Source organism: Anoxybacteroides rupiense (assembly GCF_014196195.1).
Taxonomy (GTDB): domain Bacteria; phylum Bacillota; class Bacilli; order Bacillales; family Anoxybacillaceae; genus Anoxybacteroides; species Anoxybacteroides rupiense.
This window is the reverse complement of the sequence record NZ_JACIDF010000002.1, coordinates 357,045-375,767: the sequence shown is the minus strand read 5'-3', so window position 1 is coordinate 375,767 and position 18,723 is coordinate 357,045. Positions and strand designations below refer to the sequence as shown.

The window sequence follows — 18,723 nt, the reverse complement described above, 5'->3', positions numbered from 1 at the left end:
TATATGGGGTGTCTGGAGAAAAAGCGTGCGAAAACCAAGCATTTTTTCATGCACAAAATATCCTAAGTACGAAAGCACTCGAATTGCCGGATACCAAGCGATCAAATCACCCAAAGGAACGTTGAGGACCATTTTCGTTGTGGAGCAGAGAAGCTTCTATGTTCAAGCGTTAGGGTAATCCCCAGAAGAAGAATCCCTATTTTCTCGACGATCGGCTCCCTGTTAAAATCAGATCATCCCCTGCTCACTTTGGAACAAAGATGGACGCATCTCCCTATTATGATGATTGAACAAATCCAAGTGAAACTTTTTCTTGGTGACAAACGTATATCCATGATGCATGCAGTACCTTCAGAAAGGCCCTTTTACATAGAAATGTGGCTTGCGAGTCAAATGGCTAATAGACTGCTAGCATGAAAAGTTTTGTCGCGACTCTGGAAGGGTTGAATGACTAGCTCTCTATATCAAACTGAAAAAATATGTCCGGAAGGTTCTGAGCCCTATCGCTTTCAGGCCCATGGATGGTTCTGTGAAGCAGCATTGCTTGATCGTTCGACTGTCAACAAACAGTTTTTACCCTCTATTTATACAAAAATGAACGTGTCGAGTTACATCTATAGGAAGTTGTTGCAAAAAGTTTATGTATCGGCCATATAACAAAAATAAGTTGCCTTTTTGTCAAAAGAATATTAAGATATATGGTGGAAAATAGGAATAATATCCATTTTATGGTTTGTTTCTGGTAGAAGAAAGGATGGAACAAAATGATCAGAAAGCATCGCTTTTTGCTGATCGCCATAGTTTGGTTATGGCTGAAGACATATATTGTCTATAAAACTAGCTTTGATATTGAAATTGAGTCATCGCTTCAAGAGTTTATCTTATTTATTAATCCATTAAGCTTTTTATTGCTTGTTTTCGGATTTGCTTTATTTATGAAAGAAAAATGGCGCAACCGCTACATTGTTGCCATTAGCTTTTTAGTCACCGTTTTGTTGTATATTAATGTAATGTTCTATCGATTTTTTAACGATTTTATTACGCTTCCCGTACTGTTTCAAACGAGTAATTTAGGGGATTTAGGGAATAGCGTGTTTGAGTTGTTCCACTTTGCTGATTTATTGATGTTTGTCGATGTTGCTCTATTTGCATGGTTGGTTTGGAAAAAATCGTCGTTTGTGGCATTTGAGCGCGTGACAAAAACAGAACGCTCTGCTTACTTTTTAATATTGACCGCGCTTGTTTTAGTGAATCTCGATCTTGCAGAAGGACAAAGACCGGAGCTATTAACGAGAACGTTTGACAGAAAAATGCTGGTCAAAAATATCGGCATGTACAACTATTTAATTTATGATGCCGTTTTGCAATCGAAGACAAAAGCGCAAAGAGTGTTAGCGAATGGCAACGAGCTCGCTGAAATTGAAAACTATATTCGCGCGAATGAAAAGGAACCAGATCAGCAATTGTTTGGCATCGCTAAAGACCGCAACGTGATTATTGTGTCAATGGAATCGTTGCAGAGCTTTGTGATCAATAACCAGGTCAATGGACAAGAGATTACTCCGTTTTTAAATGATTTTATCAAGGAAAGCTACTATTTTGATCATTTCTATCATCAAACAGGACAAGGGAAGACATCTGATGCGGAGTTTTTAATTGAAAACTCCTTGTATCCGCTTGGACGCGGCGCGGTTTTCTTTACTCATGCGACCAATGAATACCATGCCACTCCGGAAATTCTAAAAAACAAGGGCTATTATACCGCCGTATTTCATGCTAATAATAAAAGTTTTTGGAATCGCGACGTAATGTACCATTCGCTTGGTTATGACCGATATTTTTCCTTGGATGATTTTCATGTGACAGAAGAAAATTCGGTAGGTTGGGGATTAAAGGATCAGCATTTCTTTGAGCAATCCGTTGCGCATTTAAAAACATTGCCGCAGCCGTTTTACGTTAAGCTGATTACGCTGACTAACCATTTTCCATTTGAATTAGAGGAAGAGGATCGAATGGTGCCGGAGTATACGTCGAATGATCGGACTGTCAATCGCTATTTCCCGACGGTTCGTTATATGGATGAGTCGCTGAAAATGTTTGTTGAATGGCTGAAGAAGGAAGGGCTCTACGAAAACTCTGTCATTATTTTATACGGCGATCACTATGGCATTTCGGAAAACCATAATGAAGCGATGGCGCAGTATTTAGGAAAAGAGGAGATTACTCCTGTCGACCATGTTCAATTACAGCGGGTTCCTTTAATCATCCATATTCCAGGGGTGACCGATCAGCATCCAAAAGTCATTTCGAAAGTAGCGGGACAAATCGATGTGAAGCCAACTTTGCTTCATTTATTAGGAATTGACACGAAAAATGATATTCATTTTGGTCAGGATTTGTTCGCTCAAGACAAGCTAAATTTGGCGATATTGCGAGATGGAAGCTTTGTTACAAAAGATTATGTTTATAAAGATAATACTTGTTATGATAAAAAGACAGGATTGAAAACAGATAACTCACAGTGCGAGCCGTATGCGGAAAAAGTGAAGCAGGAACTTGATTATTCCGATAAAATTATATATGGAGATTTACTCCGTTTTTATAATGAAAAAGCGGAAAACGAGTAGTCGCTTGCCGACTACGGCAGAAAAGTCAGGAATCTAGCGTATCAATCGGGTTGATTGGATGATCCACACACTGGTTATGTTATATCTAAATGTAGTTTGTCGGTTGAAAAAATTCGTGGCTCCCAATCTAATTGCTTCACTTATTGTCTTCGGGTGGTAATCAATATGGTGAATGAACGGTAACTGTCAAAACTCATTAGACAGAAAGCGCTACAGGCCCCATTCATGATGGAATGGGGCCTGCGCTTGTTTATCGGTCATTTTCTTTTCACTCCATCATATGTTGAAAAGAAGGAAAGAAATGAAGGAGGCGATACAACGGATGATTCGTGCCCGACAAGGCGATACGTTGCATATGTATAGCCAATGGCTGGCTATTCCGCACGAGTTAATAGCGGAAGCAAATCCGCATGTAAGTAATGAATTGCATGATGGTGAAATCATTCAAATTCCAGGATATGATGTCGTCGCGTATCATAGTCAAACATCAGAAACACTGGAGCAAATCGCCTGCTCGGCTTCGCTGCCTACAGAAGTGCTGCAGCGAATGAACGATGACCGTCTTCCATTACGAATTCCCCGGCGGATTGAGGCGACATTGGTTAATGGACAAAAACCGTATGATTTTGCTAGTATGAAACAAGATATTGACGACCTATGCACACATTACCCCTTTATTAAACAAAAAGTAATTGGAACAAGTGTATTAGGGCAGCCGATCATAGAGTTGACGATTGGATGCGGCCCGAAAAAAATTCATTTGAATGGCTCCTTTCATGCGAATGAATGGATCACGACGGCGGCCATTATGTCATTTATTAATGAGTATGTACTGGCATTGACAAATGGAAATGTCTTGTTTGGACATACGCTAATGGATTATTACAAAAAAGTAACATTGTCAATTGTGCCGATGGTCAATCCAGATGGAGTAGATTTAGTGTTGAACGGACCGCCAAATCAAGAACCATATCGAAGCGAAGTATTGCGGATCAATCAAGGAGAACGAGATTTTTCGCAATGGAAAGCGAATATTCGCGGAGTCGATTTAAACAATCAGTTTCCAGCTAAATGGGAAATAGAACAAGCCAGAAAAATCCCGAAATCACCTGCCCCTCGCGACTTTCCGGGATTTTCCCCTCTGACAGAGCCTGAGGCGAAAGCCATGGCAGATTTAGCCTACAATCGTGATTTTGAAATAATAGTGGCGTTTCATACCCAAGGAAAAGAAATTTATTGGGGATATGAAGGCTGGGAACCGGAAGACGCGGAACCGATTGTAAACGCATTAGCAAAAGCGAGCGGATATCAAGCAGTCCGTTATATTGATAGCCATGCCGGTTATCGTGATTGGTTTATTCAAGAATGGAAACGTCCAGGCTATACGGTTGAGTTGGGTGAAGGAGTCAATCCGTTGCCGCTCGAACAGTTCGGACAAATTAAAGAGCATGCTTTAAAAATGCTGCTTTCCTTATTGGCCATCAGTTGAAGAAACGAAGCTCCTCCGATTATAATTGAGGTAGAAAAAGAAACTGAGATAAAGGGAGCTAGACAAATGGCCATTGTTGATGTAACAGTAATTCCAATCGGAACGCAAGGACCAAGCGTAAGTGAGTATGTAGCTGAAATTCAAAAAGTGTTGGAAGTGTATAAACGAGAGGGAAAGATTGATTTTATGCTGACGCCAATGAATACGATCATTGAAGGGGAGCTTTCCGTATTGTTTGAAGTCATTCAAGCGATCCATGAGGTTCCATTTTCCAATGGAATTCAGCGGGTAGCGACCAATATACGAATTGATGACCGACGCGATAAAAAACGAAGCATGGCTGAAAAAGTGACAAGTGTCCGCGAAAAATTAAACGAAAATAAAAACTCAAGCCCGTCTCGTGTGGACATATCACCTGAATAGAGACCGCGTAAAAATGGTTGTAGACAAAGCCGATTTTGACTTTGTCTACAACCTGTTCTTGTTTTAATGTGTGCCCGTTGGAAATCCGTGATGAATGACGGTCATAATGGTAAACCAGCCGAATACAGCCGCTGTTCCTAAACCAAATAATAAAGCAAGTATATTCTTTTGACGCAATGAACGTACAATTCCGTAAAGCGCTAACAATGTCACAAGTGCAAAAATGATGACCAATCCCATTATACTTACCCCCCTTTTCGCAAGTAAGACTGTATGTAAAGAAATGAAGAATCACTTTACATTTTAATCGTTTTTTCCCATTTTGTCGAGGTCGAAAATGTGAATAACAACATGGTAGACCGCTGCGTTTTTCACCAGCAATTCCTCATATTGCCCATCGATCCAATAGATGATGGTGCCTGTTGACTCTTGGGCAATCATGTATTCTTCAAGCTGAAGCAGAAACATGTCGATTTCCAAAGGATCGCCATCCACAATGGAAAAGGCAGTGACCAAAGATGCAAACAGGTAGAAGCGCCCATTTGCTGAGAGAAAGCCATAATCGCTAAACAACGATGTAGTGGTAGTCGGCTGTTCCAGCTCAAAAAGCGTTTCATAGCTGGAGATCAAGTTAGGGAGCTGTGAAACAATGACCCATTCCTCATCTTGATCAAGGATCGTGCTGTTTATTTGTTCGAACGGCGAAAGCGCATATCGCTTTATCATATGATTCCCTCTTCTTTTTCTTTTTATTGTAACAAATAAAGAGGTAGAGTAAAATGATGGATATAAAGAATGAAGGGAGTATGTTTATGAAATGGAACCGCATTCCGCTTGGACCACTGGAAACTAATGCCTATATTTTATCTCACTCTGATGGAACGTGCCTCATTTTTGATCCCGGAAGCGAAGGGGAGAAGCTGATCCGTTCGATTGAACAGCAAGGATGGGAGCCGTTGGCGATTTTGCTGACACATGCTCATTTTGACCATATTGGAGCGATCAATGACTTGCTAATCAGATGGAAGCTTCCGATTTATTTGCATGAGAAAGAAAAAGCTTGGCTCTCTAACCCATCATTAAATGGATCTGCCTATTTTATCGGTGAGAAGGTGCAGGTTGCACATGAGCCACATTGTTTGCAAAACGAAACAACGTTGACGATCGGCTCATTTGCCTTGGAGGTTTTGGAAACGCCAGGGCATTCACCAGGCAGTGTTTCCTACTATTGTCCTGAGATAGAAGCGGTGTTTTCGGGAGATGTATTATTTGCTGGAAGCATCGGGCGCACGGATTTACTAGGAGGAAACTATGAAGAGCTTATGCGGAGCATTCATGAGCGCTTGCTTGTTTTACCGGAAGAAACAGCGTTATTACCGGGACACGGACCGGAAACAACCATTGGAACGGAAATGGACACCAATCCATTTTTGCATGGTTTTTAAAAGGGCTTCATAAAAAAAGCCCTTCTCAATAATTGAGAAGGGACTTTGGGGGATGTTCTATCCATATAATGGGAGGGGATATAGTTAAGCTACTATCATAACAATATAATAATATTTTCACTATGTCAATAGTGAAAAACTCCAAAGGAGAAAATAAAATGTGTAATTTTTTGTTGGAGAAGCTTAAGGCATCGCCAAATCAACGAATGTCATATGCCGATTACATGAATGCAGCTTTATATGACGAACAGCATGGCTATTATATGAACGAGCGTATAAAAATTGGCCGTCATGGTGATTTTTATACGAGCAGCCATGTATCGAGTGTGTTTAGCACATTATTTGCGTCTTTATTCATTAAACTAGTGGAAACGGGGCGCATTCCTCCATGTATTTGCGAACTCGGCGGGGGAGATGGGGCTTTTGCTCGTGCTGTTTTGCAGGAATGGAAAAATCAATCACCGCATACTTACCAATCATTAACCTATATCCTTATTGAAATTAGTCCATACCAGCGAACAAGGCAAGCAGAAATACTAGGAGAATTCGCTGAAAAAGTGATACAGTACCGGCATTTTGACGATTTTTGTAAAAAGCATGCGCCGTTTTCAGGAATTATGTTTAGCAATGAATTTTTTGATGCGCTTCCTGTGCATGTGATAAAGAAAGAAAAGGGACAGATATATGAGCTGTTTGTCGCTTTGCGTGAGAATGAACTGGTAGAAGAGCCGCATATGTTGCAAAATGAACAGATTATCGTTTATTTGCAGGAACGAAATATTGTTCTAAAAGAAGGGCAACGATTGGAAGTTCCGCTTGCTATGAAATCTTTTCTATTAGAAAATGCTCATGTATTTGCGGAATGTGTGATGATTACTGTCGATTATGGCTACACCGATGAAGAATGGGCAAACCCCGCCCGTCATCAAGGAAGCTTGAGGGGGTATTATCAACATCGGCTTATCCGAGATCCTCTCGCTTATCCCGGACAAATGGATCTAACCGCCCATATCCAATGGGATGCCCTGCGAATGTATGGAAATATCGCTGGATGGGAATGGGTGCAAACCATTAGGCAGGATCGTTTCTTATTGGCGGCAGGAATATTAACACAATTAAAGGAGCATGATGGCAGCGACCCGTTTTCAGAACAAAGCAAGCGCAACCGAGCGATTCGTTCGCTGATGATGGATGAAGGGATGAGCGCATTTTTCCAAGTGATGATTCAGCAGAAAAATCTCCAAATGGATTGGGAGAAAATTTGGGTGGAGCCCAGCTTTTTATAAGTGCCGACACGCAAAAAAGCGATGGAATTCCATCGCTTCAGACTATTGACAAACGCTTTCATCCTTTGTCAAGGACCTCGTTCGTTTTGGCTTGATTCGCGTCTTCATTCGGCAGCGTTTTTTGTCTACCAAGCATGTTCAAACCAGTTTGATGTGAAACCATCACTGTCCATGAAGAGGGTGAAAATGATGATAGACAAAGCCAATGTTGGCTTTGTCTATCATTTTGTAGGTTATTCCCCTACTCCGGGCACAAGCATAAATGTGGTCCAATACGTAAAGGCCGCGAAGAAAATCGTTAAGTATGCACCAAAAATATAGATGTACATCCGCTCTGTCAGCTTTAAGTAGCCTAACAATAAGAAGAACAGCGTTTGGCCGAAGAAAATCAAGGAAGTGGTATGCATATGGCCAAGGTAAAACATTACTGCAAAAATACCAGTCCAGAACGATAAAACACGGAACATGCGGTCCATCTTATGTATCCCTCCTTTTTGCCCTAATAGCTGCCTCTACATATTATAATGTACAGATTATAGCTATGTAAACAGCGCTTTCAATTTTCGGAAAGAAGGCCGACCGCAGCGGATGAAACGATGGCCTTCCAAGCGCATTTATTCGCAAGCGGATGCGAATTCTGCGCGATAAGAGCAGGAATCGCATCCGTTTGCCATATTATCAAGTTCGATTAGCTCCACGTTATCAAAAAGCGCTTCAAACATGCCGCGCAAAAAAGCATGATGCATGCCACAGACCGTTTGTGGATGATGCAAAGCGATCTCTTTAAATGGACAGTTAAAAATTTGAAAATAAATTTTCTGCGTTGTTTCGTTATAATCAAACGAAGGATAAAATCCAGCGGCTTCAGCCGCTTCTTTTAAAAGCTGAACTTTTTCGGCAAATGATAAATGGGCGATTGGCCGATCATGTGGAAAGCGTTGCTGAACCATCTCTTTTCCAAAGTTTTTTCCTGTTTCATATAGCGCCTGTTTTCCCTGTTCCCCTAATGACATCATTGTCTGAATCGCGATTTTGGCAAGAAGCTGATAATCGCGAAACGGGAAATGCAGATGAATCACATCCTCCGACAAACGGTATAGCCGGCTTGGACGTCCTCCTTTTCCAGTCTTTTGCGTCTCCGAAACAAGCATGTTCACATCTTCCAGCTTTGTTAAATGAAGCCGTGCCACATTTGGATGGATGCTGAACACCTCTGCAATTTCCTGAACGGACACTTCTTTGTGTTTTTTCGTAATGTATTCATAGATATGATACCGGGTTGGATCAGCTAATACATTTGTAATTTTTAAAACTTGATCCATGGTTATTCACTCCTACACAATCGGATGCTATTTCTATTATATTACATTTAATTTTCCATTGGAATGATATTTATAGTAATTAATGGTCTTATTGATGCAAAATTCATAAATTATTCACGATTTTGCTTCCACATCAATCAAAGGATGAAAAAATTTTTTAGATGAAGATGCAGGAATTTGTAGAAAAATGGAGAATTTATAATTTGGTGCTGATTCTATCTAAGAGAAAAGGGGTGAATGGATGAACGAAATTGAACAATTAGCGGATCGTCTCGTAAAAGAGGCGAGCGAAATCGGTGCCTCAGATATTCATATCGTTCCAAGACGAGATGATGCCCTCATCCAGTTCCGCATGGATGGAGCGCTCGTTGTGAAGGGCATGCTGGAAAAGGGGTTATACGAGCGGCTGCTTGTTTATTTTAAGTTTTTGGCGGATATGGATATTGGAGAGCGGCGTCGCCCGCAAAGCGGAGCCATGGAAATCACTCAAAACGGAGTTCATGTCAGCTTGCGCTTATCTACGCTTCCGACGCTTTATGATGAAAGCCTCGTGATTCGTCTCCTTCCTCACAACTCACTTCTTCCTCTTTCACATCTTGCTTTATTTCCAAGCACAACGCGAATATTGCTGTCGCTTTTGCATCATTCCCACGGTTTGCTTATTTTTACGGGACCGACCGGTTCAGGAAAGACGACCACTTTATATACGCTGTTAGCAGCATGTCAGAAAAAGTGGCCGCGCAATGTCATTACCTTGGAAGATCCTGTGGAAAAACGGATCGAAAATATGTTGCAAGTTCAGGTCAATGAAAAGGCGGGGATCACGTATGCAACAGGGCTAAAGGCGATTTTGCGCCATGATCCCGATGTCGTGATCGTCGGCGAAATCCGCGATGAAGAAACGGCGAAAATCGCGGTACGCGCCGCTTTGACAGGACATTTAATCTTATCGACGATGCATACAAAAAATGCTATCGGTGCGATTTATCGCTTATTGGAGTTTGGCGTTTCTTGGCGGGAAATCGAACAAACGATGCTGGCTGTGACAGCCCAACGCCTTGTTGAACTGATGTGCCCATTTTGCAAAGAAGCGTGTTCGGCTTTTTGCCGCCGGCAAAGGAAGATCAGACGAGCGGCCGTTTACGAATGTTTGCATGGAGAGGCGCTGGCAAGAGCGATTCAAGCGGCAAGAGGCGAAGAGGTGGAGTATCGGTATCGCACGCTGCAGCACATGATGAAAAAAGGAGTGGCGCTCGGCTTTTTATCACCTTCCGTTTTCAAAAGAGAGATGATAGAAGATGCGTAAAAAAACATGGCCGCTTCAAGAGCAGGGACAATTTTTATGGCGGTTAGGTCAGCTTCTTGAAAAAGGCTACTCCTTATCTCAGGCGATAGAATTTTTAGAAATCCAGCAGCCCGTTTTGCGCCGTCGCGATTTGCAGCACGCTCTTTCCCTTCTTCGCTCCGGTTTCGCTTTTTATAAAGTGCTAGAAGCTCTTTCTTTTCATTCGGAAGCGGTAGGATCGATCTTTTTCGCTGAACAGCACGGAGATTTAGCTCAAGGACTGGCGGAAGCAGGGAAATTACTGCTCAGCAGGGCGCGCTATTGGCAACGAATTCGCAAAGCAGCTCGCTATCCTCTTTTTCTTCTTTGTGCGGTTGCGATCATGCTTGCCTTTATTCAGCAATTGCTTCTTCCGCAATTTGTGCAGTTGTCATCCTCTTTGGATTCTCATCGCTTTTCGTTTTCCCAAATCATTCTTCAGCTTTTTTCGATTTTCCCCTCTGTTTTCACTGCTCTTTCATTTCTTATTGGCGCAGCGATAGCCGGTTACTATTTTTGGCTGAAAAAGCTGCCTCCGATCGAACAAATCAAAATATATCTTCGCATCCCTTTTGTTCGTCATCTTTCCATGTTATATCACACCCATCTATTTGCTTTGCAGTTCAGTCATTTATTAAACAGCGGCTTATCTGTCTATGAAGCGCTTCAAGTATTTGAAAAGCAAGAAAATGTTCCATTTTTGAGAGCCGAAGGCGCAGCGTTGAAAGAACAGCTGGTTAAAGGACAACGATTAGAGGAGATGATTGGCAGCCGATCTTATTACGAGAAGGAATTAGGGCTTGTCATTCGTCACGGTCAATCCAATGGCGAGCTGGCGATGGAGCTGTTCCATTATAGCCGGCTAGTGCTCGAAAAGCTGGAAGAGAAACTTGAAAAATGGACACGTACGATTCAGCCGATCCTCTTTTCGTTTATTGGGCTACTCATCGTTTTGATGTATTTATCGATTTTGCTGCCGATGTTTGAAGCGATGAATAAGTGAAAAAGGAGGAACCGATGATGCAAGAAAAAGGATTCACATTGATCGAGATGCTTATCGTTTTGATGGTGATTTCAGTTTTATTGCTTATTGCCATTCCCAATATCGTCAAGCATAACCAAATGATTAACGATAAAGGATGCGAAGCATTTGTTAAAACCGTGCAAGCACAGGTTAAGGCCTATCAGATGGAGCATGATACACTTCCAACTATCCGACAGCTTGTTGATGGAAATTATATTAAATCGAATAAATGCCCTAACGGCCGCACCATTTATATCGATAGCAGCGGGGAAGTGCATGAGGGTGAGAAATAAACGCGGGTTTACCCTAATCGAGCTGCTCGTTGTTTTAACGGTTATCGGCGTTCTTACAGCGGTCTGTATCCCGCATATGGATCAATTTTTGCAGGCTAGTGAGGAGAAATACGTGATTGAGCAGCTGACAGATGATTTGTTGTATGCACAGCAATATGCACTTACTCATAAAACAGCTGTAATGCTCATCTTTTATAATGGTCAAAGGAAATATCGGATTGCAGAAAGCTATACATTCGGAAGGACGTTGATTGAACGCCAACTTCCTTCGTCATGGATGATTGAGCTGGCAACCTTGCAAAGCCCCCTTTCTTTTTTGCCGAACGGAAATGTAAACAAATCAGGCACCGTCTTTTTTAAAAAGGGGTCATCCGTTTATAAAGTTGTATTTTTACTTGGAAAAGGGAGATTTTATGCACAAAAGCTGTAAAGGATTTACCTTAGTAGAAACCGTTATAGCGCTGTCTCTTTTATTGTTTGTTACGGCTATCTTGCTACCAGCTATTACTCAAGTGATGATGGAGCGGCAAAATCAAGCATTAAAGAGCCATGCCCAGCAGCTGCTGAACAAAGAAATGGGAAATCAGGAGCCAGTAATAGAAAAAGCCGTTGTGGTTGAAGGAGTAGAATACAAGGTTTTGCGAAGTCACAACGAAAATGGAGTGATGAAAATCTGCATTCAATGGCATGATTATATGGGAAGGAAGGCGGAAAGATGTGGATATTACAAAAACAGTGAGACAAAGCCGCGGCTTTACGATTATTGAGATGCTCATTGTGCTATCTGTTGTTTTGTTGATTGTTAGCTTTTTTCCAATATTGTTGGATATTCGTTGGCTGCGGACAGAGAAGCAGCCACAGTTTAATCGTTTGGAATGGCAAGTACTTCTTCAGCAATTAAAGCAAGAGGTGCGCGAGTCTCGACAGATTGCGAGCGATGGAGAAAAGCTGTATCTGTATAAGCGGGGAGGAGAAGAGGTTTGTTTGGAACAATATGGCTCGTTTATCCGTCGGCGAGTAAATGGTCAAGGGAATGAAATTGTCCTCCAATCTATTTCTAGCATTCAGTACAAATTGGAGGAAAATGGTGTGGAAGTAGTGGTAATAGCGAACGACGGAAAACGTTATTCAGCGTTTATTTCTACATTTTTCCCAATAAAGGTGAAGCGGCTGTGAGAAATGAAAAAGGAATGATTTTTCCGATGACCGTCATGTTTTCATGTGTCTTTCTCTTTTGTCTGCTTCATGTGCTGTGTTTATATGAAATGGAGCTGGAATTTGCTAAAGATGAGCAACAATCGTATGAGGCGGATTCATTAATGCAAATGGCTGTTGCCGACATCAAAGCGAGCATTGCATCCCATGTGCCGACTCAACAGACAAACAACGGAATGTTTGTTTACCCTAATGGCAGAGCGGAATATAGCTGGCAGCAATTAAGCAACGATCAAGTTAAAGCAAAAGTTTCTGTTTTTTCCAATGAAGGGGTTCGCTATACGGCTGAATTTACAGTCTCTTTCCCCAATTTGGAGCTTCTTGACTGGAAAGAAAGCTTTTGATAGGACATATTTGGTGATGTCGGCTAAACACATGCAGCCTTCTACTTTAACACCATCTACCGAGAAGTCTCCCACCCCCAAACGAAGGGAAGGTGGGGGAAGCCTCATGATCGATCTTTCGGGGTATCAAGCTACCATCATTAAAAAATAGGATGTCCCAACAAATGGCCGCGATGAACAGCATTTAGCTTTTTATCGTCGGAGCGTCATATCGAGTGACCATTGGTTTTGCAGAGGCAGGCAATCCAACTGTGAACCGCTTCAAAGACTGATTCGTCGATCGAAAGCGAGCGCAGTTTGGATCTTGGCCATATGAATCCGTCATTGTCGTCTATTGATTTTTCAAAGACCATTCGTTCTAGTTCAAGCGGCATTTAGCGTAGCAAACGAACAAGAGGGGAGTTCACCATTCAGCGATGATGTGGTATGTTTGAGAAAAAGCGAAAGAAAAGGAGACGAACGATGCAACGAATTTATTTGACCGGTTTTATGGGAGCTGGAAAAACCACGATCGGCCAATGCTTAGCTAAGCGATTAGGCCTTTCGATGATCGATACAGACGAATACATTGAAGAGCAGATCGGAAAAACGATTAAGCGCATTTTTGCGGAAGAAGGGGAGGCGGCATTTCGGCAATATGAAAGGGAGTTTTTGCGCGCCTTGCCTCTTGATAAGATCATTGTGACAACAGGGGGCGGCATTGTCATTCAAAAGGAAAATCGTGATTGGATGAAGCGGACAGGAACGGTAATTTATTTGCATTGTGAGTTTGCCGAGCTCTTGAAAAGGTTGGAGCATGATGATACGCGCCCGCTTCTTTCCCAGCACCACCGTCAAGGTTTAGAAGAGCTGTGGCAGCAGCGTTTGCCGTATTATCAAGAAGCGGATTGGATCATTGATACGACGGGACAAAGCATTGAACAAATTGTGGATGAAATCACGAAAATGATTAAAAACGATCCGCCATGGAAATACTAATAGCCAAAAAAAGGCGGTGTGAGAATGTCTGCCAATGACTATGTTCGATTTGTTACTCAACAACTGGTGCGCTACATGGATCAGCCAAAGGAAGAACGGAAAAAAAGACGGGAAGAGCGAAAGCAAGGAAAGGAGCCGATTTTATATCGCTTATTTGGAATGATTCCTCTTTCCCTTAAACTTCTTTGGCGAAGAAAATCATAGCGAGAAAAATGCTCGATTGCGAAGTGACTCATATGGTAGACGAAAGAAGTATCATATAGATGTAACTTACCATCTTAATATTTGCCATGATATGAAACCGTTTGTTCACAGCCTAAGGGGGCTGTCTGATAAGTCTCTAAAATGAAACAAGTGGAGAAAAACGAGCCGTTTTTCTCCACTTGCTTTTGTATTTTTTCGATTTTTCTTCGAAAGTAGCTGGCGGATACCTGCTACTTTCAGTATGTTGTGGGCTAACGCCACAATCCCAAACTCGACATGTACCTTGTCGAGGCCCCGCAAAGAAAATCTGCGGAACGCGCGATTGCCCTTGATGTGACCGAACACGCTTTCTACCTCGACTTTGCGCCGGGCGTAAATCGCGGATTTCTCGTCATCCTCAAGGGCTCGTTTGGCTTTTATTTTCAGTTCTTCCCATATCGTGTTCCAGTGTACCTGGCGGTTGCCCCTTGCCCTCGTGCAGTTTGGTTTCAACGGGCAGTGGCTGCAGTCCTCACATTCGTAGATTTTAAAACTTTGCTCTAATCCCGATGCGTTTTTCTTCGTTTGATATTTCTTAAATCGTACATAACGACCATTCGGGCAGATGAAACGATCATCCCTCTCCTCGTATTCCCAGTTAGAGGCATGCCGGATGTCTTTTTGGTAGCGTCTCGTCTTCTCTTTCATGTAACTGCTATACGGAATCAGGAAATCAAATCGCGGCTTTCTTTCTTCCCCTAACGCATACAGGTAGTTTTCTTCACTGCCATAGCCCGCATCGGCAATGACGGTTTTCGGCACCGGCAAGCTAGACGCTGCCAGTTGCTCCATATGTGGAATGAAGCAGCGCGTATCGGTCGGGCGTTGATGGATACTGTAAAACAAAATGAACTGGTTTTCGGTGGCCATTTGCACATTGTAACCAGGCTTGAGCTGACCATTTTTCATGTGGTCTTCCTTCATTCGCATAAACGTCGCATCCGGGTCTGTTTTCGAGTAGCTGTTGCGATCGCCAAAAAGAGCTTTCTGCTGCTCATACTTGGCCAGTCGGGGCAGAAAGTCTGCTCGAATTTGTTTAAGCGGTTGTTTCAAGCGGCTGCGCTCTTTTCGCAAGGCTTTTCGGGTTTCCACGTCATCCGTTTGCGCCATTTGTTCGGTAAGAGCGTCCACTTTTTCTTCCAGTACCGCCGCTGTTTCTTCCAGCTTGGCAGGCAGTTCCTCTGCTGCTGGGGACAGATCTTCTCCGGCTTCCTGAGCCGTGAGCGCATGAATGTGCGCCAAGGTCGCCTGTACCTTCTCCCGGAGCTTTTCCTCGAAGCGCAGCGTAGATTTTTTCCACACAAATGAATACTTGTTGGCATCGGCTTCGATCTTGGTGCCATCGAGAAAATAGTTGTCCATCGTGATATAGTTTTCTGCAAGGAGCCGTTGAATCATCGTTTCAAACAGCTCATCCATCAGGGCTTTCATGCGTACGCCGCGAAAGTCGTTGAGGGTACGGAAATCCGGCTGTTGCATGGCGGCCAGCCACATGGCCGGGAGATTTTCACGCAGCAGCTTCTCCATGCCACGACAGGAATAGACCTTTTGGGAATAGCTATACAAAATGACCTTGAGCATCATTTTGGGATGGTAGGAACTGCGACCGCCTCCGGTGTAATGCGCGAACAGTTGCGAATCGGGAATCGCTTCGATCATTTCATCAATCACGCGGGCGACATGATGGGGAGGGATAAACATTTCGAGATCCAAAATCATTTGAGTCTGCTTGTTGTCGTAAGGTTTGAAAGTAGGCGCAAGCTCACGTTTACTTGCAGCAGCCTGCTCCTTTATTTCATCTGGAAAAAGGGAAGGTTGTATGATATAATCTGGAGGAGTAGTCGTTCGATTACTCATAAAAATCGTCCTTTCTGTAAATGTAGTGTGGTAACTCCATTTTACAAGAAAAGACGATTTTTTTGTGATGTTTTTTTGCAACTTGTACAAAGGGGCTGTCCGTCAGTCAGTTTCCACTGACTTTTCGGACAGCCCCCTATTTTCTTAAAAAAGCCATCTTTTTTGGAGGTATATTCCGCATTCGCACGACAAAGAAAAAAGCGGTGATTTTTTCAAATGCTGAAACGGTTTCCTCCTTTTTTTCTGATTCTGCTTGCTCTATCTTTAAGTTGAATGAAGAGCGTCAAGTTAAGCCGTGCGCGGCTGCAAATAAAACAGCCCTCCGTTAATAATAGAAACGGTAATTTTTGGCTTATATTGCTCCTCAAGCGCTTCTTCCTCAATATAGTAGCACTCCGGTTTTTCCGCTATATCTTCATAAAAATGGTCCAAAAGCGCCTTATCCTCTTGCCAACGTGCGATCGCTTCTTCTGCCCATGTATGATCGTCTTGGTCAATGATTCGTTTGACGTATTGCTCTAATCTTCCAATGCCGCTGCTTGGTTTAATAATGGGCGAAATGGTGAAGCAATAGTCAGGAATTTTAGGAGTCAGCGCAAGACGCTGCAGCTTCTCGTGAAATTGTTCGACAATCGCCCCGCTGATTAAATGTAAGCCAAGAGATAAAAATTGGTCTTTTTTTCGATCGCATTGATAGGAGATCCTCATATTTAAACCAAGCCAAGGATGGAGCGGAATAGAAGATGGCCCGATTGCTTGTGCCTGTTCATAAAGACGAATATAGCTGCCGCGGCGCTGCGCCGACTGAAAAATTTGATGAAGTCTAGGTGATCCGAAATGAAGCCGCTCTCCTGTGAGCGAGCGGGTTTGCTCATTTTGCTTCGTAATAAGCGTTAGCTTCATCGGTGCTGGCGTGCCGCCTGTCCGCTCAATATAATGCCAATAAAAGGGGCGGTTCATCAGTTCTTTATCTAATTCGACGGATAGCTGGACTGTGAGATGGCCGTCCGTTTCTTCCACAATGCTGCAATCGTTGGTTTGAAAATAGCGTTTCAGAAACTGTTGAATGTCATTTTGCTGCATAGTGCTCCCCCTTTGTTAGTTGATCAGCCAAATCAATCATAGAAGTTAGATTTTCCATTTTGATTTGCATTTCCCGTTCATTGTGTGAATGAAAGAATATATCATGCAAATAATTTTCTAGGTTATTCATATTCATTTTAGTTAAAATATCGTCTAATTCACCAACCACTCGTTCAAATAAGCGGATTTTGTCATAAAGAAGCTTTAAAATATGCTCTTCTACTGTATTTCTAACAGCGAAATTGTAAATGTGAACATCCTTTGTTTGCCCTAGACGATGCACACGTCCAATTCGCTGCTCGAGGCGCATTGGATTCCAAGGCAAATCGTAGTTAATGACATGATGACAAAACTGCAAATTGATTCCTTCGCCTCCAGCTTCAGTTGCAATAAGAACTTGGACACGATTTTTAAACAGTTCTTTCATCCAGTCTTTTTTGCCGCGTTTAAATCCTCCGCGAAAGGGAACAGAAGAAATGCCATTTTGCTGTAAAAACCATTGTAAGTACAATTGGGTCGCTCGATATTCGGTGAAAATAATGACTTTGTCATCAATGCGGCGAATGAGTTCCAAAGCTTTTTCGGCCTTGGAATTGGCAGTGACAGCATTGATTTTTTCCATTAGTGCTTGAAAATATGAAGGGATATTTCCTTCGTATTTGTTGATCATGTTTTTAAGGGTGAAAAACAGGGCTTCGCGGCTGCTACAAGCTTCACGAAGCATCGTGATGAGCGAAAACTGACTGTTAAGCATAGCGCCATTAGATTTCAGCATTTGTACAGCTTCGTATAGTTCGCGCTCTTCTTTTGAAAAGTCAATCATGACGGTTTCGACATGGCGCTTCGACCATTCAATGCCGGTATTGGCACGCCGGTTTCGGATCATTACTTTATTTACAAGCGCTTTTAAATGCTCATCTGTCTGTAATGACCGCTCTTTTCCATATGTTTCAGCAAAGTAAGTGGCATTTCCTAAATGTCCAGGCTTCAACAATGAAACAAGATGGAAAATTTCCTCTATCCGATTTTGGATAGGAGTAGCCGTTAATAATAAACAAAACTTCTTTTTTAAATTTTGGACAAACTCGTAATTTTTTGTTTTATTATTTTTTAACTTGTGCGCTTCATCGATAATGACCATATCATATTGCTGCTCGTAAATGATGTCGCGGTGAGGATTTCTTTTGGCTGTATCGATCGATGACACAACGACATCACATTGTTCCCAAACGTAACTCTTTTTTTGCGGGACGGCAGGGATGAAGAACTTTTCGTTTAATTCCATCGCCCATTGGGAAACGAGGGATGCCGGAACGAGGATGAGCACTTTTTTTACTAATCCGCGAATCATATACTCTTTTAAAATCAAACCCGCTTCGATCGTTTTTCCAAGTCCTACTTCATCCGCCAAAATTGCTTTGCCGTTCATTTGTTCAACCACCTGCTTTGCAACCTCCAACTGATGCGGCAAAGGAGTGAGATGAGGCAGATGTTTAGGAGCTTGCAAGCCATCAAACTCTGGAATGAGCAGATGCTCAGCAGCTTCTAATGCCAGCTGGTACATCTCCCAGCTAGCCCAAGGCCCATCCTTTTCGATTCGTTCCACAAATGATTCTTGCCAAGATGAATCAAATTCGATTTCGATCATCATTATCTTCTCCTTTAATAACGAACATTTTTATTTATGAAACATTGAATATGCGGTTAATTGTTAATTATTTACTTGGTTACGAAATAAAAAGTTCGGTTATTTTTCTTGTTTTTCAGCGA

Annotated in this window: 21 protein-coding genes; 14 read left to right on the top strand and 7 right to left on the bottom strand. The window is 42.4% G+C overall.

The window, feature by feature from the left end; translation table 11 throughout:
• The first annotated feature begins 764 nt into the window (after positions 1 to 764).
• The 3 genes from GGQ95_RS05470 (at position 765) to GGQ95_RS05460 (ending at position 4,539) form a co-directional block, all read left to right on the top strand.
• Positions 765 to 2,627: an LTA synthase family protein gene (locus tag GGQ95_RS05470; protein ID WP_066145846.1), complete on the top strand. Its 1,863-nt coding sequence runs from the start codon at positions 765 to 767 to the stop codon at positions 2,625 to 2,627.
• Between the two features lie 322 nt (positions 2,628 to 2,949).
• The gene (locus GGQ95_RS05465) at positions 2,950 to 4,116 is read left to right on the top strand and encodes a M14 family metallopeptidase (protein WP_066145843.1); all 1,167 of its coding nucleotides are present in this window, start codon (positions 2,950 to 2,952) and stop codon (positions 4,114 to 4,116) included.
• A gap of 66 nt (positions 4,117 to 4,182) precedes the next feature.
• A complete protein-coding gene (locus GGQ95_RS05460; RefSeq protein ID WP_044744517.1) occupies positions 4,183 to 4,539 on the top strand; it encodes an MTH1187 family thiamine-binding protein in 357 nt (118 codons plus the stop codon).
• Positions 4,540 to 4,602: 63 nt separating this feature from the next.
• Here GGQ95_RS05460 and GGQ95_RS05455 read toward each other — a convergent pair whose 3' ends face one another.
• The gene (locus GGQ95_RS05455) at positions 4,603 to 4,779 is read right to left on the bottom strand and encodes a DUF2759 domain-containing protein (RefSeq protein ID WP_044744516.1); all 177 of its coding nucleotides are present in this window, start codon (positions 4,777 to 4,779) and stop codon (positions 4,603 to 4,605) included.
• A 63-nt stretch (positions 4,780 to 4,842) separates the two neighbouring features.
• Positions 4,843 to 5,265, bottom strand: coding sequence for a hypothetical protein (locus GGQ95_RS05450; RefSeq protein ID WP_066145840.1), 423 nt, complete (start codon positions 5,263 to 5,265; stop codon positions 4,843 to 4,845).
• A gap of 86 nt (positions 5,266 to 5,351) precedes the next feature.
• Between GGQ95_RS05450 and GGQ95_RS05445 the strand changes: the two genes are divergently transcribed.
• Together GGQ95_RS05445 and GGQ95_RS05440 are read left to right on the top strand one after the other, a co-directional pair.
• Positions 5,352 to 5,984: an MBL fold metallo-hydrolase gene (locus tag GGQ95_RS05445; protein WP_066146540.1), complete on the top strand. Its 633-nt coding sequence runs from the start codon at positions 5,352 to 5,354 to the stop codon at positions 5,982 to 5,984.
• 158 nt (positions 5,985 to 6,142) lie between these two features.
• Positions 6,143 to 7,270 carry a class I SAM-dependent methyltransferase gene (locus GGQ95_RS05440; protein ID WP_159720137.1) on the top strand — a complete coding sequence of 376 codons (1,128 nt, stop codon included), beginning with the start codon at positions 6,143 to 6,145 and terminating at the stop codon, positions 7,268 to 7,270.
• A gap of 233 nt (positions 7,271 to 7,503) precedes the next feature.
• Here GGQ95_RS05440 and GGQ95_RS05435 read toward each other — a convergent pair whose 3' ends face one another.
• Complete coding sequence (locus GGQ95_RS05435; RefSeq protein ID WP_044744513.1) at positions 7,504 to 7,746, bottom strand: DUF2626 domain-containing protein; 243 nt, start codon at positions 7,744 to 7,746, stop codon at positions 7,504 to 7,506.
• A 138-nt stretch (positions 7,747 to 7,884) separates the two neighbouring features.
• Entirely contained in the window at positions 7,885 to 8,592 is a 708-nt protein-coding gene (locus GGQ95_RS05430; protein ID WP_066145834.1) for a helix-turn-helix transcriptional regulator, read from the bottom strand.
• A 241-nt stretch (positions 8,593 to 8,833) separates the two neighbouring features.
• Here GGQ95_RS05430 and comGA point away from each other — a divergent pair, with 241 nt between their 5' ends.
• The 9 genes from comGA to GGQ95_RS05385 all read left to right on the top strand — a co-directional run bounded on the left by comGA (position 8,834) and on the right by GGQ95_RS05385 (position 13,974).
• Positions 8,834 to 9,898 carry a competence type IV pilus ATPase ComGA gene (gene comGA / locus GGQ95_RS05425; protein ID WP_044744511.1) on the top strand — a complete coding sequence of 355 codons (1,065 nt, stop codon included), beginning with the start codon at positions 8,834 to 8,836 and terminating at the stop codon, positions 9,896 to 9,898.
• A complete protein-coding gene (gene comGB, locus GGQ95_RS05420; RefSeq protein ID WP_066145828.1) occupies positions 9,891 to 10,919 on the top strand; it encodes a competence type IV pilus assembly protein ComGB in 1,029 nt (342 codons plus the stop codon). Before comGA ends, comGB begins: the two co-directional genes overlap by 8 nt.
• 17 nt (positions 10,920 to 10,936) lie before the next feature.
• A complete protein-coding gene (gene comGC, locus GGQ95_RS05415; RefSeq protein ID WP_080862312.1) occupies positions 10,937 to 11,233 on the top strand; it encodes a competence type IV pilus major pilin ComGC in 297 nt (98 codons plus the stop codon).
• Positions 11,217 to 11,663: a competence type IV pilus minor pilin ComGD gene (gene comGD / locus GGQ95_RS05410; protein ID WP_183186464.1), complete on the top strand. Its 447-nt coding sequence runs from the start codon at positions 11,217 to 11,219 to the stop codon at positions 11,661 to 11,663. The genes comGC and comGD overlap by 17 nt, the downstream gene beginning before the upstream one ends.
• Complete coding sequence (comGE, locus tag GGQ95_RS05405) at positions 11,647 to 12,000, top strand: competence type IV pilus minor pilin ComGE (protein WP_066145820.1); 354 nt, start codon at positions 11,647 to 11,649, stop codon at positions 11,998 to 12,000. Before comGD ends, comGE begins: the two co-directional genes overlap by 17 nt.
• Entirely contained in the window at positions 11,951 to 12,409 is a 459-nt protein-coding gene (gene comGF, locus GGQ95_RS05400) for a competence type IV pilus minor pilin ComGF (protein WP_231734572.1), read from the top strand. Before comGE ends, comGF begins: the two co-directional genes overlap by 50 nt.
• A complete protein-coding gene (gene comGG, locus GGQ95_RS05395) occupies positions 12,406 to 12,792 on the top strand; it encodes a competence type IV pilus minor pilin ComGG (RefSeq protein WP_080862315.1) in 387 nt (128 codons plus the stop codon). The genes comGF and comGG overlap by 4 nt, the downstream gene beginning before the upstream one ends.
• 462 nt (positions 12,793 to 13,254) lie before the next feature.
• On the top strand, positions 13,255 to 13,770 hold the full coding sequence (locus GGQ95_RS05390; protein ID WP_044744504.1) for a shikimate kinase: 516 nt from the start codon (positions 13,255 to 13,257) through the stop codon (positions 13,768 to 13,770).
• A gap of 24 nt (positions 13,771 to 13,794) precedes the next feature.
• Complete coding sequence (locus tag GGQ95_RS05385) at positions 13,795 to 13,974, top strand: YqzE family protein (RefSeq protein WP_044744503.1); 180 nt, start codon at positions 13,795 to 13,797, stop codon at positions 13,972 to 13,974.
• A gap of 105 nt (positions 13,975 to 14,079) precedes the next feature.
• Here GGQ95_RS05385 and GGQ95_RS05380 read toward each other — a convergent pair whose 3' ends face one another.
• From GGQ95_RS05380 to GGQ95_RS05370, 3 genes are all read right to left on the bottom strand, one after another.
• Entirely contained in the window at positions 14,080 to 15,870 is a 1,791-nt protein-coding gene (locus tag GGQ95_RS05380) for an IS1182 family transposase (RefSeq protein ID WP_183186463.1), read from the bottom strand.
• A gap of 288 nt (positions 15,871 to 16,158) precedes the next feature.
• Positions 16,159 to 16,953: a YqhG family protein gene (locus GGQ95_RS05375; RefSeq protein ID WP_044744502.1), complete on the bottom strand. Its 795-nt coding sequence runs from the start codon at positions 16,951 to 16,953 to the stop codon at positions 16,159 to 16,161.
• Positions 16,940 to 18,601, bottom strand: coding sequence for a DEAD/DEAH box helicase (locus GGQ95_RS05370; protein ID WP_376768705.1), 1,662 nt, complete (start codon positions 18,599 to 18,601; stop codon positions 16,940 to 16,942). The genes GGQ95_RS05375 and GGQ95_RS05370 overlap by 14 nt, the downstream gene beginning before the upstream one ends.
• Positions 18,602 to 18,723: the final 122 nt, after the last annotated feature.

Coding starts and splice junctions, on each gene's coding strand:
- GGQ95_RS05470 (WP_066145846.1), top strand. CDS start 765: ATGATCAGAAAGCATCGCTTTTTGCTGATCGCCATAGTTTGGTTATGG.
- GGQ95_RS05465 (WP_066145843.1), top strand. CDS start 2,950: ATGATTCGTGCCCGACAAGGCGATACGTTGCATATGTATAGCCAATGG.
- GGQ95_RS05460 (WP_044744517.1), top strand. CDS start 4,183: ATGGCCATTGTTGATGTAACAGTAATTCCAATCGGAACGCAAGGACCA.
- GGQ95_RS05455 (WP_044744516.1), bottom strand. CDS start 4,779: ATGGGATTGGTCATCATTTTTGCACTTGTGACATTGTTAGCGCTTTAC.
- GGQ95_RS05450 (WP_066145840.1), bottom strand. CDS start 5,265: ATGATAAAGCGATATGCGCTTTCGCCGTTCGAACAAATAAACAGCACG.
- GGQ95_RS05445 (WP_066146540.1), top strand. CDS start 5,352: ATGAAATGGAACCGCATTCCGCTTGGACCACTGGAAACTAATGCCTAT.
- GGQ95_RS05440 (WP_159720137.1), top strand. CDS start 6,143: ATGTGTAATTTTTTGTTGGAGAAGCTTAAGGCATCGCCAAATCAACGA.
- GGQ95_RS05435 (WP_044744513.1), bottom strand. CDS start 7,746: ATGGACCGCATGTTCCGTGTTTTATCGTTCTGGACTGGTATTTTTGCA.
- GGQ95_RS05430 (WP_066145834.1), bottom strand. CDS start 8,592: ATGGATCAAGTTTTAAAAATTACAAATGTATTAGCTGATCCAACCCGG.
- comGA (WP_044744511.1), top strand. CDS start 8,834: ATGAACGAAATTGAACAATTAGCGGATCGTCTCGTAAAAGAGGCGAGC.
- comGB (WP_066145828.1), top strand. CDS start 9,891: ATGCGTAAAAAAACATGGCCGCTTCAAGAGCAGGGACAATTTTTATGG.
- comGC (WP_080862312.1), top strand. CDS start 10,937: ATGCAAGAAAAAGGATTCACATTGATCGAGATGCTTATCGTTTTGATG.
- comGD (WP_183186464.1), top strand. CDS start 11,217: ATGAGGGTGAGAAATAAACGCGGGTTTACCCTAATCGAGCTGCTCGTT.
- comGE (WP_066145820.1), top strand. CDS start 11,647: ATGCACAAAAGCTGTAAAGGATTTACCTTAGTAGAAACCGTTATAGCG.
- GGQ95_RS05390 (WP_044744504.1), top strand. CDS start 13,255: ATGCAACGAATTTATTTGACCGGTTTTATGGGAGCTGGAAAAACCACG.
- GGQ95_RS05385 (WP_044744503.1), top strand. CDS start 13,795: ATGTCTGCCAATGACTATGTTCGATTTGTTACTCAACAACTGGTGCGC.
- GGQ95_RS05380 (WP_183186463.1), bottom strand. CDS start 15,870: ATGAGTAATCGAACGACTACTCCTCCAGATTATATCATACAACCTTCC.
- GGQ95_RS05375 (WP_044744502.1), bottom strand. CDS start 16,953: ATGCAGCAAAATGACATTCAACAGTTTCTGAAACGCTATTTTCAAACC.
- GGQ95_RS05370 (WP_376768705.1), bottom strand. CDS start 18,601: ATGATCGAAATCGAATTTGATTCATCTTGGCAAGAATCATTTGTGGAA.